Source organism: Nocardioides caeni (genome assembly GCF_004912195.1).
Lineage (GTDB): Bacteria > Actinomycetota > Actinomycetes > Propionibacteriales > Nocardioidaceae > Nocardioides > Nocardioides caeni.
Genome location: NZ_STGW01000004.1, coordinates 221216 through 238448, shown reverse-complemented (window position 1 = coordinate 238448; position 17233 = coordinate 221216). Strand labels below are relative to the sequence as shown.

The window sequence follows — 17233 nt, the reverse complement described above, 5'->3', positions numbered from 1 at the left end:
GCACCCGGTCAGTGGCCGGGGACCAGCAGCCGCATGATCTTCTCGGTGCCGCGGATCAGGCGGGCGCGATCGGTGGTGGTGCGCATCTCGACGACGCCCTCGTTGCCGCTGACGACGTGCACGGGACCCCGGTCCGGGCCGAGGGCGCCAAGGCCCTCGCGCACGACCTCGACGGGGTCGCCGACGTGCAGGCCGGGGACGTCGAAGGCGAGACCGGCCCGCTCCATCGCCGGCGTGCGGGTCAGGCCGAGGACGAGCTCGAGCACGTGGACGTCGTACTCCCGCAGCTCGGACCACAGGCCCTCGGCGAAGATCCGGCTGAACGCCTTGGCGCCGCCATAGACGCTCTCGGTCGACGTGCCGACGTAGCCCGCGAGCGAGCCGACAAGCAGGATGCCGCCGCGGCGGCGCTCCTTCATCGTGGGCGCGAAGTGGTGCACCAAGGCGAGCATGGCGGTGACGTTGAGGTCGATGACGCCGCGTACGCCGGCCAGGGTGTTGTCGAGGAAGGGGCCGCCGGCCGTGTTGGCGCCGGCGTTGTAGACCAGCAGGCCCACCTCGACGTCGGCGGTCGCGTCGATGATCGCGGGGATCGCCGCCGGGTCGGTCAGGTCGACCGCCAGGGTGCGTACGTCGACGCCGTGCCGTCGCGCGGCCTCGGCGGTCGCCTCCAACGGACCGGGCTTGCGGGCCACGAGCAGCAGGTTGATGCCGGCTGCCGCCAGCTGGTCGGCGAAGGCCGCGCCGGTGCCCTCCGAGCCGCCGGCGACGACGGCCCACGGGCCGTAGTGGTCGAGATCAGCCATGAGCGGCCTCCGGGTTGGTCTTGAGGGGTTCGTCGGACTGCACGTGGAGCTGTCCGCGCACCGCAGCCTCGCGGATCGCGGCGCGCAACGCACCACAACCCGCGAAGGCATTGCGGTTCGGGCGCTCCGAGGGGGGCAGCGACTGCCGTCGCTCGTCGCAGGTGGCGATCGCCTCGGCCGACCACTGCACGGTCACCTGGTCCCAGCTGCTCTTGCGGGCCAGCACCGCCGCCCCGCAGGCCGCGCACGACACGGACTGCATCGGGGCGTCGTCGAGCCGGACGTCCGGCCGCGGCGCGGTCATGACCGCCTCACGACCGTCGGGCTGCTCGCGCCGCGAGATTCGACTCGACCTCGGCCCGCCAGGCCTCGTTGGGCCGGGTGGTGTCGATCTCGAACTCGAAGCGGTCGGTCATCTCCGGCGTGACGTCGGCGGCGTCGACGTAGAACTGCTGGTACCACCGCCGCAGCTGATAGACCGGCCCGTCCTCCTCGCACAGCAGCGGGTTGTCGATGCGCGCCTTGCTCTTCCAGATCGCGACGTCCTGCTCGAAGCCGTACTTGATGAACGCGCCGGTCTTGGCGGCCATCTGGTCGGCGTCCTCGTCGGAGATGCCGTCCTTCTTCTCCACGATGATCCCGTACTGCAGAACGAAGGAGTTCTCGTCGATCGGGTAGTGGCAGTTGATCAGGATGGTGTCCACGTCGAGGTCCTCGTAGTGGTAGGTCACCTCGTCGATCATGAAGCTCGGCCCGTGATAGGCCGCCACGCTGGTCGTGCCGAGCACCGTCGGGTTGTTCTTCGACGGTTTGGCGGGCCGGACGTCCTCGCGGCCGTCGCCGTTCATGTACTGGTAGGCCGCCTGGCCCTCGAAGACGTTCTTGAAGTACGTCGGGAACGAGTAGTGCACGTAGAAGAAGTGCGCCATGTCGACGACGTTGTCGACGATCTCGCGGCAGTTGGAGCCCTCGATGACCGTCTCGTACCAGATCCAGTTGGTCCACCGGTCCGAGTCGACCTGGGGGATCCGGGGGATCGTGACGTCGTCCGGCGGCGGGTTGCCCTCGGGGTCGTTCCACACGAAGACCATGCCGTCCTGGACGAGCGTCGGCCATGCCGCCGTACGCGCGCGAAGGGGGACGCGCCGGGCGTAGGGGATCTGCTTGCAGCGGCCGTCGCCGCCCCAGCGCCAGTCGTGGAACGGACACGCGATCTCGTTGCCCTTCACCTCGCCCTGGGAGAGGTCGCCACCCATGTGGCGGCAGTAGGCGTCGAGGACGTTGACCTTGCCGTCGGAGCCCGCGAACACGACCAGCTTGGAGCCGAAGGCGTTGACCTGGTGGGGCTTGCCGTCGGCGAAATCGCGCTCCAGGCCCAGACAGTGCCAGCCACGCGCGAACCTCGTGGGGGTCGCGTCCACCTCGATCTGCCGCACCTGGTCCTTGCTCGTCATGGTCCGAGTGTCGGCCGCGTGGCGCCAACCGCGCCGGGTGCGGTCCCACTCAGCGGTAGCCTGCAGGGGCTCCGGTGACGGGTGGGCGCAGGATGGGAGCGCCCGGTGGTGCCGGGCGCCACCGTCAGAGCAGGAGAAGAGCGTGCCGCGAATCGCCGAGGCCCGGCAGCCCGCCGAGCCCACCTCCGCGGAGCAGAAGGACCGCTATCGCCGGATCCTCCGCGCGGCCAGCAAGCTCGGCGCCGAGCACGGCCTCGAGCGGATGCAGATGAACGACGTGGCCAAGGAGGCCGGCGTCGCGATCGCCACGCTCTATCGCTACTTCCCCTCCAAGACCGACCTCTTCGTCGGCGTGCTGCACAGCCAGATCCAGTGGCTCAGCTCGTCGGGGGAGGGCGTCGTGACCGCTGCCCCCGCGGGGGAGCGGGCCGCCGCGGTCGCCGAGGTCCTGATCGGCGCTGGTCGCGGCATGCTCGCCCGACCCCAGCTGGCGACCGCCATGCTGCAGGCCAACAACGCGGCGCAACTGCAGGGCGGGCGGGAGTACACCGAGGCCAACGCGGCCTTCCACAACGTGCTCATCCGCGCCCTCGGCGTTGAGGAGCCCGGCGACGAGGACTACCGGATGGTCCGCATCATGGAGCAGACCTGGTACGGCGTCCTCGTGTCCGTGCTCAACGGCGTCATCGACGCCGACCAGGCCGACGACGACATCCGGCTGGCCTCCCAGCTCCTCCTCGGTCCGCGGTACGACGGAAGTGCGGCGTGAGCGCCCGCGTCGTCGCCGTCACGGGGTCGGCCTCCGGGATCGGCGCCGCCGTCGCGGCCATGCTGCGCGCGCGGGGCGACCGCGTCATCGGCGTCGACCTGAAGGACGCCGAGGTGTGCGCCGACCTGTCGACCGCCGCCGGCCGCGCCGCCGCAGTGGCTGCCGTCGACGACCAGGCGGGCGGCGTACTCGACGGGATCGTGACCTGCGCCGGACTCAGCCGCGCCGGCGCCCCGCAGGTGTCGGTGAACTACTTCGGCACCACCGAGCTGGTGCTCGGCCTGCAGCCGGCGCTCGCGGCGTCGTCCGCCGGCCGGGTCGCCCTCGTCAGCTCCATCTCCTCGACCCAGCCCCACGACGCCGAGCTCGTCGACCTCTGCGTCGCCGGCGACGAGGAGGCCGCGCTGGCCCGGGCCGAGGAGCTGGTCGCGGGCGGACGCCCGCACGAGATCTACTCCTCCACCAAGGCCGCCCTCAACCGCTGGATGCGGACGGTCGCGGTGTCGTCCGACTTCGCCGGCGCCGGCATCCCGGTCAACGCGATCGCCCCCGGCGTCGTCCTCACCCCGATGACCGCCGAGCTGGTCTCCGACCCGCAGTGGAAGGCGATCATGGACCGCGCCGTCCCCATGCCCTTGGGTGGCTACGCCCCACCCGAGGCCATCGCCTCCGCCCTCCTCTGGCTCATCTCGCCCGACAACACCCACATGGCCGGCCAGACCGTCTTCGTCGACGGGGGAGCGCAGGTGCTGACCGCGCCCCCGTCGGTCGTCGAGTAGCCCGCTCCCGTCGGTCGTCGAGTAGCCCGCGAGGGACGAGCGGGCGTATCGAGACGTCTGTGCCCGGTGCTGGGTCTGGCCCGGTCGGGTGGCGGGCTGCGGTGCGTCTCGATACGCGGCTCGCTGGCGCTCGCCTGCTACTAGACGAGCGAAAGGGGGCTTCTGTCGGGCGGCGAGTAGCCCGCGAGGGACGGGCGGGCGTATCGAGACGGCTGTGCCCGGTGCTGGGTCCGGCCCGGTCGGGTGGCGGGCTGCTGTGCGTCTCGATACGCGGCGCGCTGGCGCTCGCCTGCTACTCGACGAGCGAAAGGGTGCGGCTAGTCGGCGGGCGGCCGGGGTGGCCTTTCCCTCTGCCGCGAGAAATCCTTCTTCGCGAGCCCGGGCAGCGCCGCGAAGTCGCCGCGGATCAAGGCTTCGCGCTTTGCGCGGGACCAGCCCTGGACCTGCTTCTCGAAGGCGAAGGCATCGCCGATGTGAGGAAACTTTGCCGACCAGACCAAGGTGACGGGCCGCCGTCCCGGACGACGTGTGTAGGCAGAGCCGCCACCGACGTGGTGCTGCTCCAGGCGATGCTCGAGGCTGTGCGTACTGCCGACGTAGTAGCTGTCGTCGGCGCAGCGAAGGATGTAGACGTAGGCCATCGCCCCACCATGGCGCGACTCGGGGACTCACGCAGTGCTCATCCACAGGCCGCCTTGCAGGTTGCGGTCGTCGATACGCGGCTCGCTGGCGCTCGCCTGCTACTCGACGAGCGACGGCGGCTCCTGTCGGTCGTCGAGTAGCCCGAGCCGCTAGGCGAGGTCGTATCGAGACGTGGTGCGGTGGTGCTGGGTCTGGCCTGGTCGGGAGGAGGGTTGCGGTCGTCTCGATACGCGGCGCGCTGGCGCTCGCCTGCTACTCGACGAGCGACGGCGAATCCGGGTCAGAAGTGGGCCTGGCCGCCGTCGAGGGGGATGGTGGCGCCGGTGAGGTAGGTGAAGGCGGGGCCGACGAGGGCGGCGACGGCGCGGCCGATGTCGGCCTCGGGGTCGCCGATCCGCTTCATCGGGATGCTGGCGACGAAGGCGGCGGCCTCCTCGGGGTGGGTCTCGGTCCACCACTGGAGGCCGGGCGACATCGCGTGCGGGGCGACGGAGTTCACGCGGATCCCGGAGGCGGCCCACTCGACGGCGGCGGTGCGGGTCAGGGAGCGCAGGGCGGACTTCGCGGCGGCGTACGCCCCGTAGTTGCTGGGGTCCCACCGGACCATCGCCGAGGTGACCAGGTTGACGATGGAGCCGCCGCCAGCGGCGACGAGGTGGGGGTGGGCGGCGTGCATGAACGCGAAGGCCGCGAACGGGCCGGTGACGAAGCCCTTGGTGAAGTTCTTGAGGCTCATGTCGAGCAGCGGCATCGTGACGCCGTCGTAGGCGTTGTTGACGAGCACGTCGAGGCGGCCGAGGTCGGCGACGATCCGGTCGACGAGGGGCGCGATGGCGTCGGTGTCGAGGAGGTCGAGCTCGTAGGCCTCGGCCCGCACACCGCGTTCGCGCAGCAGCGCGCAGGTCGCCTCCAGCTTGGCGCGGGTGCGGCCGACGACGGCGATGCTCGCGCCCTCCTCGGCGAGGGCGAGGGCGATGCCCTGGCCGACGCCCTGCCCGGCTCCGGTGACGATGGCGACCTTGTCCTGCAGCGTCCTCGTGATGGCCATGGGCGACATCGTGGGTGCGCCACCACGCCTGACCCGAGGCGCGTCCCGGTGACCGGGAGAGAGGCCGGTCACGTCCGCCTCGCGCGGGTTGAATCCGGGTCATGAGCACCACCGACACCAGCCCCGTCGCCGCGATCGCCGCCATCACCGGCCCCGGCGGTCCCTGCGAGCTGCGCACCGAGCAGGTGCTCGGCGCCCCGGTGCAGGTGTTCGCGGATCGCTTCCGTGCGCTGCACGAGGTCCTCGCCGCGTCCGTGGAGTACGGCGACCGCGCCTATCTCGTCTCGCTGGAGGGCCGACTGACCTTCGCCGAGCACGCGCGCCGGGTCTCGTCGCTCGCCCACGCGCTGCGGGAGGACCACGGCGTCCGGCAGGGTGACCGGGTCGCCATCGCCGCCGCCAACTCGGCCGCGTGGATCGAGTCCTTCTGGGCGATCACGTCGATCGGCGCGATCGCGGTCGGTTGCAACGCCTGGTGGTCGCCGCGCGAGCTCGGGCACGCCCTCGAGCTCACCACGCCGACGCTGCTGCTCGTCGACGCCAAGCGCGCCGCCGTCGCCGCCGACCTGCCCGACCTGCCCGACCGGACACCGATCCCGGTGCTCGACCTCGAGGACGGACACGAGGAGCGAGCGACGTCGTACCCCGACGCACCGCTGCCCTCGGCCGATGTCGCGGAGGACGACCCGGCCGTCATCCTCTTCACCTCGGGCACCTCGGGGCGGCCCAAGGGCGCCACCCACACCCACCGCAACCTGTGCGCGGTGATCGGCTATCACCGCTACAACGACGTCGTCGCGGCCACCTTCGGCGATCCGGTCGTGCCGCAGGACAAGGTCTATCTGCTGGCGATGCCGCTCTTCCACATCGGCAGCCTCCACAACCTGGCCGTGCCGCGCCTGGCCACCGGCAGCACGGCGGCGCTGCATCTGGGGGCGTTCGACCCGGCGCGGGTGCTGCAGCTGGTGCAGGACGCGCGGGTGACGCACTGGGGTGCGGTGCCGACGATGGCCAACCGCCTGCTCGCCTTCGACGGCGTCCGCGACTACGACACGTCCTCCCTCTATGCCTTCGCGCTCGCCTCGGCGCCGTCGTCGCCGGCGTTCAAGGACCGCCTGCGCCAGCACCTGCCCTTCGCCGGCGCGCTGGTCGACAGCTATGGCCTCACCGAGTCCTGCACGGCCGTCGCCGTCGCCACGCCGATGGATCTCGCCGAGGCGCCGGGCACGCTGGGCCGTCCCAACATCGGCGTCGAGCTCGAGGTCCGCGACCCGCTCGGCAACGTCCTCGCCGTCGGCGAGGAGGGCGAGGTCTGCGTGCGCAGCGCCTACAACATGCTCGGCTACTGGGCCGACGACGCCGCCACCTCGGGCGCCTTCGACGACGATCGCTGGCTGCAGACCGGCGACATCGGCACCCTGGACGAGCAGGGCCGGATCCGCCTGGCTGCCCGCCGCTCCGACCTGATCATCCGCGGCGGCGAGAACGTCTATCCCGCGGAGGTGGAGGGCGTGCTCGCCGAGCACCCGGCCGTGCGCGAGTGCGTCGTCCTGGGCGTCGCCCACGACGACCTCGGCCAGGAAGTGGGCGCGGTCGTCGTGCCCACCGACCCCGACGTCGACCTCGCGGAGCTGCAGGCCAGCCTGTCGTCGTACGTCGCCAGCGAGCTCGCGCACTACAAGGTGCCCACCCGCTGGCGGATCGACCCGCTGCCCCTGCCGCGCAACGCGACCGGCAAGGTCGTCCGGCCGGCGGTGGCGCTGTGACGACGAGCCGCACCGGTCGCATCCCCGCGCCCGACGTCCTTTCGCCGGGCCGCATCGGTCCCGTCGAGCTGCGCAACCGGACGATCAAGGCAGCGACCTATGAGGGGCTGGCCCACCGCGGCCTGGTGACCCAGGACCTCGTCGACTTCCACGTCGCCTATGCGAAGGGTGGCGTCGGGATGACCACCGTCGCCTATCTGGCGGTGGACCGCGATGGCCGGACCGACCGGCACCAGGTGTACTGGACCGACGAGTCGATGCCGGGACTGCGCGCACTCACCGAGGCCGTGCACGCCGAGGGTGCGGCCGTGTCGGCGCAGATCGGTCACGGCGGCCCGGTGGCGGAGCCGCGGGGCAACAAGGCGCCCGCGCTGGCGCCGAGCAAGCGCGTGAACCTGATCGCGATGAACGCCTCGCAGGCGGCCACTGTCGACGACATCCAGCGCATCGTCGCCGCCCACGGACGCGCCGCGAGCCGGGCGATCGAGGCCGGCTTCGACGCCGTCGAGGTGCACCTGGGCCACAACTACTTCGCCAGCTCGTTCCTCAGCCCCAAGGTCAACCGCCGCACCGACGACTACGGTGGCGGGCTGCGCAACCGGGCGCGCGTGGCGCGCGAGATCATGGAGTCGGTGCGTGCCGCCGTCGGCGACCGGATCGCGATCATCGCCAAGATGAACATGGACGACGGCGTGCCCGGCGGGTTCTGGCTCGATGAGGCCATCCCGGTCGCCCAGTGGCTGGAGGCCGACGGCACCGTCGACGCCCTCGAGATGACCGCGGGCAGCTCGCTGCTGAACCCGATGTATCTCTTCAAGGGCGACGCGCCGCTCGACGACTTCGCCGGCGTGATGCCGCAGCCGATCCGCACCGGGGTCAAGCTGATCGGCCACCGGCTGCTCAAGAGCTATCCCTACGAGGACGGCTACCTGCTCGAGGACGCCCGCCAGATCCGCGCCGCGGTCGACCTGCCGATGATCCTGCTCGGCGGCATCACCAACCGGACGGTCATGGACCAGGCGATGGCCGACGGCTTCGGCTTCGTCGCGATGGCGCGGGCGCTGCTGCGCGAGCCCGACTTCGTCAACCAGCTGGCCGCCGACGCCGGCAAGCGGTCGCTGTGCAACCACTGCAACCGGTGCATGCCGACGAATTTCACCGGCACCCGGTGCGTGCTCGTCGACCGTCGTACGACGCGCAGCATGAGCTGGGGCAAGCCCGAGGGCTACGCCGTCCCACCGGAGACCCGGTGAGTGGGACAGGTCACACCTGCGCCCCCGCCCCGATGCGAGATTGATGCCGTGCTTCGCCGACTCCTGATCTCGACCCTCGAGCTGGTCGCGGTCCTCTTCCTGGTCAGCCTGGGGGTGTTCCTGCTCCTCAGCCTGGTCCCCGGCGACCCGGCGGTCGCGCTGCTCGGCGAGGGACGCACGCCCCAGGAGTACGAGGCGATGCGCGAGCAGCTCGGGCTCAACCAGCCGCTGCTGAGCAGGTACGGCGACTGGCTGGGTGGCGTCCTCACGGGCGATCTCGGCACGTCGCTGGTGCCGCCGCAGACCGAGGTGCTCGACCGGATCCTCTCCGCGCTGCCGGTCAGCCTCGAGCTCGCGGTCCTCGGCCTGGTGATGGCGCTGGTGATCGCGCTGCCGCTGGCGATGTGGTCCGCCTACCACCAGGGCGGCCGCGCCGACCGGGTGATCAGCGCCGCGACCTTCGGCCTGCTGTCGATGCCGTCCTTCCTGCTGGGGATCGTGCTGATCGCAGTGCTGGTCAACGCGCTCGGGATCTTCCCGCGCAACGAGTGGGTGCGTCTGGGCGACGGGATCGGCGGCAACCTGCAGCACGCCTTCCTGCCGGCGCTGACCATCGCGCTGATGGAGGCCGCGATGTTCACGCGCATCCTGCGCAACGACCTGGTCACCACCCTCAACGAGGACTACATCCTCGCCGCGCGGGCCCGCGGCATGTCGCCGCTGCGGATCATGGTCAGCGACGCGCTGCGGCCCTCGTCATTCTCGCTGGTGACGATCCTCGGGCTCAGCATCGGACGCCTCGTCGGGTCGACGGTGATCGTCGAATACCTCTTCGCGCTGCCCGGCATGGGCAAGCTCGTCATCGACGCCGCCAACCAGGGCAACTACCCGGTGGTGCAGGGGGCGGTGCTCGTCATCGCGCTCATCTACGTCGCCAGCAACCGGCTGATCGACGGCTCCTACGGCTATCTGGACCCGAGGACCCGACGTGCTCGCGCCTGACACCCGCGCCGCCCACCCGCGGCGTACCCTCCTCCTCACCGGCCTCCCGCTGCTGGTCGCCGGCCTGGCGCTCGCCGGCTGGGCGTTCACCACCGAGGTCGTCGTCACGATCGTGCGGATGCTGCTGCTGGCCGCCGGCGTGCTCGCCGCCATCGCCGGGCTCGGCAAGGTCGCGCACGCCGTCTGCGGTCGTGCGGTCGACGTCGTCCTGTGGCTCGGCATCGGCTGGCTGACCTTCATCCTCGGCGCCGCGATCCTCGCTCCCTGGCTGCCGCTGGGCAACCACGACGACGCGGTCGCCGGTCTCACCGCGCCGATCTTCGCCCAGCCCGGCGACGGCTACCTGCTCGGCACCAACAACTACGGCCTGGACGTGTTCTCCCGCGCGATCCACGGCGCCCGCACGTCGATCCTCGTGGCCCTCCTGGCCGTCCTGATCGGCACCACCGTCGGGGGACTGGTGGGGATGGTGTCCGGCTTCGTCCGCGGTACGACGGACCGGCTGGTCGGCATCGTGTCCAACTCTCTGCTCGCCGTACCGCCCCTCATCCTGCTGATCGCGCTCGGCACCGTGCTCGACCCGAGCGTGCGCAGCATCGCGTTCGCCCTGTCCCTGCTGACGATCCCGAGCATGGTGCGGCTGGCCCGCGCCAACACGATCACGGTCGCCGAGCGCGAGTTCGTGCTGGCCGCCCGGGCGCTCGGGGCGTCGCGGATGCGCCTGCTGCGCCGCGAGATCCTGCCCAACGTCGTGCTTCCCGTGCTGTCGCTCGCGGTCGTGATGATCTCGGTGCTCATCGTCGCCGAGGCGTCGCTGTCGTTCCTCGGGATCGGCATCCAGCCCCCGCAGCCCACCTGGGGCAACATGATCGCCGAGGGCCAGGGCGGCGTCATGGAGGAGCACCCCTACATCGTCGTCGTGCCGAGCGTCTGCCTCTTCCTGACGGTCTTCTCGTTCAACCTGCTGGGGGAGAAGGCGCAGGCACGCTGGGACACGAGGAGCGCCAAGCTGTGACCGCCCCCACCACTCCGCTGCTGGTCGTCGACGACCTTCGCACCGTGTTCCACACCGCTCGCGGCGCCGTGCGTGCCGTCGACGGCGTCTCCTTCACCGTCGCCCGCGGCGAGACGCTCGGTCTCGTCGGCGAGTCCGGCTCCGGCAAGTCCGTGCTCGGGCGCACCGTCATGGGCCTGATCGCCACCGGCGCCACGACGACCGTCACCGGCTCGGTGCTGCTCGACGGGCAGGACGTGCACGGCCTGTCCCGCGGCCGCCGGCGCCGGCTCTGGGGCCCCGAGGTCGCCATGGTCTTCCAGGACCCGATGACCTCCCTCAACCCCGTCAAGCGGGTCGGCACCCACCTCACCGAGACCCTGCGCCGCCACCTCGACTGCTCTCGCGCCGAGGCCCGCGACCGGGCCGTCGACCTGCTCCGCCAGGTCGGCATCCCCGAGCCGGCCCGCCGGCTGCGGCAGTATCCCCACGAGCTCTCCGGCGGCATGCGCCAGCGCGTCGTCATCGCCATCGCGCTCGCCTGCGACCCGCGGCTGCTCATCGCCGACGAGCCGACCACCGCCCTCGACGTGACCGTGCAGCAGCAGATCCTCGACCTGCTCGGCTCGCTCGTCGAGGAGCGCTCCATGGCGATGGTCCTGGTCAGCCACGACCTCGGCGCCGTCGCCGGCCGCACCGACCGGGTGCAGGTCATGTACGCCGGCCGCACCGTCGAGTCCGGCCGCACCCGCGACGTGTTCGCCGCGCCCCGGCACCCCTACACCGAGGCCCTGCTCGCGTCGATCCCGCAGCTCGACGCCCCGCCGCACACCGTGCTGCGCGCCATCGAGGGCACCCCGCCCGACATGGCCCGCCCGCCCGCAGGCTGCCGCTTCGCCCCGCGCTGCGCGGTCCGGCACGACGACTGCGCCGGCGCGATGCCGGCGCTGGTGCCCCTGTCGATGCCACTGTCGGTCGGGTCGCCGGCCGCGTCGTACGACCGTGAGGTGGCGTGCCACCACCCGACCACTTCCGCGGCGTTCGCCGCTCCAGGAGGACCCGATGGCCGGTAGCGGCACCGCGCACCTGCGCCACGACCAGCCCCGGGCGCTGACGGTCGACGACCTCGTCGTCGAGTTCCCGGTCGCCGGCGGCACGGTCCACGCCGTCTCCAACCTGCACCTGGACCTGCTGCCCGGTGAGACCCTCGGCATCCTCGGCGAGTCCGGCTGCGGCAAGTCGAGCGCCGGGCGGGCCGTGATGCAGCTGCCTCCGCCGACGGCCGGCACGGTCACCCTCGGCGACGTCGAGCTCACCGGCCTCAAGGAGAAGGAGATGCGGCGGGCCCGGGCCCGCATGCAGCTGGTCCTGCAGGACCCGGTGTCCGCGCTCAACCCGCGCCGCAAGGTCAAGGACCTCGTCGTCGAGGGCCTGGAGATCTGGGGCTGGGGCGAGCGGGACCAGCGCGGCAAGGACGCCTTCGTCGACGAGCTGCTGACCGCCGTCGGCCTCGACCCCGAGGTCGTGCGGGAGCGGCGGCCGCACGAGCTGTCCGGTGGCCAGTGCCAGCGCGTCTGCATCGCGCGTTCGCTGGCCCTCGATCCCGACGTCCTCATCTGCGACGAGCCCGTCTCGAGCCTCGACGTCTCCGTGCAGGCGCAGATCCTCAACCTGCTGGAGCAGGCCCGTGAGCGCTACCGGCTGAGCATGGTCTTCATCGCTCACGACGTCGCCGTCGTCAAGAACATCAGCGACCGGGTGATGGTGATGTATCTCGGCAAGACCTGCGAGGTGCTGCCCTCCGACGGTCTCGAGCGCACCGCCCTGCATCCCTACACGCGCCTGCTGCTCGACTCGGTCCCGCGGGAGTCGGACGCCGAGCGACGAGGTGAGCCCGCGAAGGCTGTCGAGCTGCCCTCGCCGATCGACCCGCCGTCGGGCTGCCGCTTCCGCACCCGTTGCCCGCTGGCCACCGACCGCTGCGCGGCCGAGGAGCCGCAGCTGCGCGAGCTCCGTCCCGGCCAGTTCGTGGCCTGCCACCACGTCGAGGCCTGACCTTTCCCACGCCCCCAGGAGGGCCCGATGACCTTGTACGACGACGCCACCGCCACCGCCGCCGCGATCAGCGCCGGGGAGGTGTCCGCGCGCGAGGTCGTCGAGGACGCCATCGCCCGCATCGAGAAGGGCGACGGCGAGCTCAACACCGTGGTGGCCCGCCGCTTCGACGAGGCACTCGCCGAGGTCGACGCGGGCCTGCCGGCCGGGCCGCTGCACGGTGTCCCGACGCTCATCAAGGACCTCGGCCTGCAGGTCGCCGGCCTGCCGCTGACCCGCGGCAGCAAGCTGTGGGCCGACGACGTCCAGAGCGTCGACAGCGAGCTCGTCCAGCGCTACCGCCGCGCCGGGATGGTCGTGCTCGGGATGACCAACAGCCCCGAGCTCGGCAAGAACGCCAGCACCGAGCCCGTCCACCACGGCCCGACCCGCAACCCCTGGTCGGCGGGCCACTCCGCCGGTGGGTCGTCCGGCGGGTCCGCCGCCGCGGTCTCCGCCGGCTTCGTGCCGGTCGCTCATGGCAACGACGGCGGCGGCTCGATCCGGATCCCCGCCAGCGCCTGCGGGCTCTTTGGCCTCAAGCCCAGCCGCGGCCGGGTCACCACCCATCCCGCGCCCGGCTCCCTGGCCGCACCCCTGTCGTGCAACCACGTCCTCAGCCGCTCGGTCCGCGACAGCGCCCTGCTGCTCGATCTCTCCAGCGCCCCGCTGCCCGGCGATGCCTTCGCCGCGCCCACCCCGACGACCACCTTCGTCGAGCAGGCCGGCCGCGAGCCGCTCCGCCTGCGGATCGGCCTGGCCACCCGCCGGGCCGACGGCGGTCGGGTCGACGAGGAGATGGTGGCCGTCGTCCGTCGTACGGCCGCGCTGTGCGAGGACCTCGGCCACCACGTCGAGGAGACCGAGCTGACCTATGACGCCGAGCTGCTGATGACCGGCTTCGCCACCATGATGGGCGTCTCGCTGCTGGCCGCCGTCGACCACCGGCTCGCCGACCTCGGGCGCGGGCTGGCCGACGACGACCTCGAGCCGTTCACCCGACTGCTGCACGAGCACTACAGCGCCACGATGACGGCCGTGCAGGTCCACGACGCGCTGGAGGCGCTGCAGCTGGTCGGCTGGCAGCTGGGCGAGTCCTTCCGGTCGTTCGACCTGCTGCTCACCCCCACGCTGCCGATGTCGGTGCCCGAGCTCGGCTACCTCGACACCACCGACCCGATGGCGATGTGGGAGCGCGGCAGCGACTACTCCTCCTTCACCGCGGTCGCCAACGCCACCGGCAGTCCAGCGATGTCGGTCCCGTGCGGCCTCGACTCCCACGGCCTGCCGATGGGCGCCCACTTCATCGCTGATCTCGGCTCCGAGGGGACCCTGCTCTCCCTCGCCGCCCAGCTCGAGGCCGCCGCCCCCTGGCCCCTCCTCGCCCCCACGAAGTAGGCCAGTTTCTCGCGCGAGGTGGGGAGGTTTCTCGCGCGAGGTGGGGAGGTTTCTCGCACGAGGTGGGCCGGTTTCTCGCTCGAGGTGAGACCTGGCTGATCCCACACTTCCCACCGTCGGCCACCGATTCTCCGCAGGTACGGCGACACGACTCGTCCTCCACAGGGCACACCTGCGTGGAGCCGGCCAGGGTGGTTGTGCGGCGCATCCTCCTGCCATGACCGACCTCGCCGATCCCACCGTCCCGGGTGCCTTTCTCGCCCCCCGCCCCTTCACCGCCAAGACGGCTCGCGCGGCGGGCATCGACCGCAACCACCTGCACCGGCTGGTCGCCGGCGGCGAGCTGCGCGCCGTCCTCTACGGCGTCTACGTGCGCTCGTCCGTCCCGGACTCCATCGACCTCCGGGCCCGCGCCGCCGCGCTCGTCCTGCCACCCCACGCCGTCGTGGCGGACCGGTGCGCCGCCTGGCTCCACGACGTCGACATCCTCGCCTTCGCCGAGAAGGACACCCCTCCGGCGCTCGATGCCGTCTCGGTCGGCGGCAAGGGACCGTCTGCCCGGCGCGGTGTCTTCGGCGGCAAGCGCGACCTGTCGGCCAGCGACATCATGGTGCTCCCGTCGGGACTGCGGGTCACGACACCATTGCGCACCGCCTGTGACGTTGCCTGCCTGCTCGGGCGCCATCGCGCCATCGCCACCCTCGACGAGTTCCGTCGCAAGCACCACCTGTCGGTCGACGACCTCGCCTCGATGCTGCCGCGCTTTCGTGGTCGTCGCGGCGTCACCCAGCTGCGCGAGCTGATCCCGCTCTCGACCGACCGCGCCGACTCCCAACCCGAGTCCTGGACCCGGCTGACGATCCGCGACGCCGGCCTGCCGACACCCGAGCCCCAGGTCGAGGTCCTCGTCCCCGGCTGGGGGCACGCGCGCCTCGAGAACGCCTATCGACACCGCCGCATCGCCGTGGAGTACGACGGGGAGGAGCACCACTCCTCCAGCGAGGACCGCGAGCGTGACGACGTCCGCCGCGGCGCGCTGGTCGACGACGGCTGGATCATCCTGGTGCTCCGCAAGGGCGACTTCGCGCCCGGGCCACGGGCAGCCTGGCTCGCCGACCTGTCCGCCGCGATCGATGAGCGCACGCCCGGTCAAACGGGCAAGAGGCGCTATGCGCGGGGGACCGAGCGGGCGTCGTACCGCTGGCGGAGGGGGTAGAAACCACCGCACCTCGTGCGAGAAACCCCCGCACCTCGTGCGAGAAACCTGCGCACTTCGGCGACAGCAGAGGAGCCCCTCCCACCGGTCGGCGAGAGGGGCTCCCCAGGATTGGAGCAGTCGGTCAGCTCTTCCAGGCGTCGCCCAGGAGGAGCAGGGCCTCGGAGCTGTAGCCGACGCCGTGCACCTTGTCGGTCCACGGGTAGAAGAAGGCGCCCGCGCCCATGGCCACGCCGGGGACGGTCTCCTGCCACAGCTCGTTGATCTGGGTGAGGAGATCGGTGGCGGCGTCCCCCTCGGCGGCCTGCAGCTGAGCGATCAGGCCGTCCATCTCCTCGTTGGCGTAGCCCGGTGCGTTCTGCGGGTTCGTCGAGGCGAGCGAGGACATCCGGCCGTAGGCGTCCTCGTCGGGGACGCTGAACGCCGCGACGACCAGGTCGTAGTCCTGGGTGACGTAGATCCGGTTGGTCTGGTCGGCGATGTTGCGCAGCAGCTCGGTCTCGACCTCGAAGCCGGCGGCCTCGAGCATGGCCTGCACCGTGACTGCCTGCGTCTGCGACGCCTGGTCGGACTGGCCCATGTAGCTGATCTTGCCGTCGTAGCCGTCCGCCTTGGCCTCGGCCAGCAGCTCCTTGGCCTTCTCCAGGTCGTAGTCGGCGGTCTCGACGTCGGTGTAGTAGGGCGCCGACGGCGAGTAGATGTTGCGGCCCGGCAGACCGGCGCCGCCGTTGACGCGCTCGGCGACGACGGCCGGGTCGATCGCGTAGTTGATCGCCTGGCGGACGCGCACGTCCTCACCCGGGTAGCCCTTGCGGTTGTTGATCCAGTAGACCGTGCCGAGGCCGGAGGGGATCATGATGCCCGCGAAGCCGTCGTTGCGGGCCTTCTCGACCGTCTGCGGCGCGCGGATGTTGCTGATGTCGACGGTGCCGTCGGCCAGCGAGGTCAGTCGGTCGTCATCGCTGCCGAGCCAGACGAAGCGCACGGCTTCGAGGTTCGGGGCGCCGCCCCAGTAGTCCGGGTTGGCGGTGAGGACGAGCTCCTCGGCGGGCTTGTAGTCGTCGAGGACGAACGGGCCGGCGCCGATCGGCGTGAACTTCTCCTTGCCCTTCGCGTAGGCCGCCGGCGCCAGGATCATGCCGGGGCCGGAGGCGAGCATGTTGGGGAAGGTCGCCCACGGCTGGTTGAGGGTGAAGACGACCTCGTTGCCGTTGGGGACCATCGACTTGATGTTGGTCGCCAGCAGCAGGGTGTTGAAGCCGACGTTCTGCATGTAGTAGCCGAGGCTGCCCGCGACGGCCGCGCCGTCGAGCGGCGTACCGTCGCTGAACTTCACGCCCTCGCGCAGGGTCAGGGTCCAGGTCGTGTTGTCCTCGGTGGTCAGCGACTCGGCCAGGTGGGGGACGAACTCGCCGGAGGCCTGGTCGTAGCGCATCAGCACGTCATAGATCGCCGCCAGGGCGTTGCCCCCGGCCGCGCCGTTGGGGATCGTGCTGGTCGGGTCGAGGCTGCGGGCCTCGGAGTAGTCGGCGATCGTCAGGGTGCCGCCCTGGACCGGGTCGCCCGCGTCGCCGTCGGCGCCGACGACGCCCGCGCTGTAGATCTCCTCCTTGGTCAACGCCGAGCTGTCCTCGCCGTCGTCGCCTCCCGAGCTGGCGCATCCGCTCACGAGCAGCGCCGTCGCCAGGAATGCGGTGACGACACGGCTTCGTGTCGTGATGCGGTTCCTCACTGATCCTCCAGATTGGGTCAGGCCCACGGCGTACGACGCCCGGGCTGGTGTGTCCCGCGTCACGCTAGGAGTCCTCGACGGCAGGGGGGCGGGCCCCGTCCCACTCACCGGGAGAGCAGAAACCGCCGTACCTCGAGCGAGAAACCGCCGTACCTCGTGCGAGAAACCGGCGCACCTCGTGCGAGAAACCGGCGCACCTCGTGCGGGCGACCTCGCCCCTCGGACAGTGCGGAAGAAGTGCTTGCCAACAGTTAGCACGTGGCATACCGTCAGTATCCGC

16 protein-coding genes are annotated in these 17233 nt (G+C 71.5%); 10 read left to right on the top strand and 6 right to left on the bottom strand.

The genetic code is table 11. From position 1 onward, the window contains the following. Positions 1-8 precede the first annotated feature (8 nt). From E9934_RS08805 to E9934_RS08795, 3 genes are read right to left on the bottom strand one after another with little or no spacing between them, the layout of a single operon-like run. On the bottom strand, positions 9-806 hold the full coding sequence (locus E9934_RS08805; protein ID WP_136562502.1) for an SDR family NAD(P)-dependent oxidoreductase: 798 nt from the start codon (positions 804-806) through the stop codon (positions 9-11). Then, complete coding sequence (locus E9934_RS08800; RefSeq protein WP_136562501.1) at positions 799-1110, bottom strand: ferredoxin; 312 nt, start codon at positions 1108-1110, stop codon at positions 799-801. Before E9934_RS08800 ends, E9934_RS08805 begins: the two co-directional genes overlap by 8 nt. Positions 1111-1117: 7 nt before the next feature. Then, a complete protein-coding gene (locus E9934_RS08795) occupies positions 1118-2260 on the bottom strand; it encodes a 3-ketosteroid-9-alpha-monooxygenase, oxygenase component (protein ID WP_136562500.1) in 1143 nt (380 codons plus the stop codon). 142 nt (positions 2261-2402) lie between these two features. Between E9934_RS08795 and E9934_RS08790 the strand changes: the two genes are divergently transcribed. Together E9934_RS08790 and E9934_RS08785 are read left to right on the top strand one after the other, a co-directional pair. After that, the gene (locus E9934_RS08790; RefSeq protein ID WP_136562499.1) at positions 2403-3029 is read left to right on the top strand and encodes a TetR/AcrR family transcriptional regulator; all 627 of its coding nucleotides are present in this window, start codon (positions 2403-2405) and stop codon (positions 3027-3029) included. Further along, positions 3026-3808, top strand: a complete 783-nt coding sequence (locus E9934_RS08785) for an SDR family oxidoreductase (protein WP_136562498.1) — start codon at positions 3026-3028, stop codon at positions 3806-3808. The genes E9934_RS08790 and E9934_RS08785 overlap by 4 nt, the downstream gene beginning before the upstream one ends. A gap of 317 nt (positions 3809-4125) precedes the next feature. Here E9934_RS08785 and E9934_RS08780 read toward each other — a convergent pair whose 3' ends face one another. After that, positions 4126-4449 carry a GIY-YIG nuclease family protein gene (locus tag E9934_RS08780; protein ID WP_136562497.1) on the bottom strand — a complete coding sequence of 108 codons (324 nt, stop codon included), beginning with the start codon at positions 4447-4449 and terminating at the stop codon, positions 4126-4128. A gap of 281 nt (positions 4450-4730) precedes the next feature. Then, entirely contained in the window at positions 4731-5498 is a 768-nt protein-coding gene (locus tag E9934_RS08775) for an SDR family NAD(P)-dependent oxidoreductase (protein ID WP_136562496.1), read from the bottom strand. Positions 5499-5599: 101 nt separating this feature from the next. On the opposite strand from E9934_RS08775, the gene casG reads away from it, so the two are divergent. From casG to E9934_RS08735, 8 genes are all read left to right on the top strand, one after another. Next, positions 5600-7264, top strand: a complete 1665-nt coding sequence (gene casG / locus E9934_RS08770; protein ID WP_136562495.1) for a steroid-24-oyl-CoA synthetase — start codon at positions 5600-5602, stop codon at positions 7262-7264. After that, positions 7261-8517, top strand: coding sequence for an NADH:flavin oxidoreductase (locus tag E9934_RS08765; RefSeq protein ID WP_238694850.1), 1257 nt, complete (start codon positions 7261-7263; stop codon positions 8515-8517). The genes casG and E9934_RS08765 overlap by 4 nt, the downstream gene beginning before the upstream one ends. 48 nt (positions 8518-8565) lie before the next feature. Then, complete coding sequence (locus tag E9934_RS08760; protein ID WP_136562494.1) at positions 8566-9519, top strand: ABC transporter permease; 954 nt, start codon at positions 8566-8568, stop codon at positions 9517-9519. Further along, the gene (locus E9934_RS08755) at positions 9506-10534 is read left to right on the top strand and encodes an ABC transporter permease (RefSeq protein WP_202977245.1); all 1029 of its coding nucleotides are present in this window, start codon (positions 9506-9508) and stop codon (positions 10532-10534) included. Before E9934_RS08760 ends, E9934_RS08755 begins: the two co-directional genes overlap by 14 nt. Continuing rightward, positions 10531-11586, top strand: coding sequence for an ABC transporter ATP-binding protein (locus E9934_RS08750; protein WP_136562493.1), 1056 nt, complete (start codon positions 10531-10533; stop codon positions 11584-11586). The genes E9934_RS08755 and E9934_RS08750 overlap by 4 nt, the downstream gene beginning before the upstream one ends. After that, positions 11576-12568, top strand: a complete 993-nt coding sequence (locus E9934_RS08745; RefSeq protein ID WP_136562492.1) for an ABC transporter ATP-binding protein — start codon at positions 11576-11578, stop codon at positions 12566-12568. The genes E9934_RS08750 and E9934_RS08745 overlap by 11 nt, the downstream gene beginning before the upstream one ends. Before the next feature lie 27 nt (positions 12569-12595). Beyond that, positions 12596-14005, top strand: a complete 1410-nt coding sequence (locus tag E9934_RS08740) for an amidase (RefSeq protein ID WP_136562491.1) — start codon at positions 12596-12598, stop codon at positions 14003-14005. Between the two features lie 217 nt (positions 14006-14222). Next, positions 14223-15221, top strand: coding sequence for a type IV toxin-antitoxin system AbiEi family antitoxin domain-containing protein (locus tag E9934_RS08735; RefSeq protein WP_136562490.1), 999 nt, complete (start codon positions 14223-14225; stop codon positions 15219-15221). A 124-nt stretch (positions 15222-15345) separates the two neighbouring features. Here E9934_RS08735 and E9934_RS08730 read toward each other — a convergent pair whose 3' ends face one another. Next, on the bottom strand, positions 15346-16953 hold the full coding sequence (locus E9934_RS08730) for an ABC transporter substrate-binding protein (protein WP_136562489.1): 1608 nt from the start codon (positions 16951-16953) through the stop codon (positions 15346-15348). Positions 16954-17233: the final 280 nt, after the last annotated feature.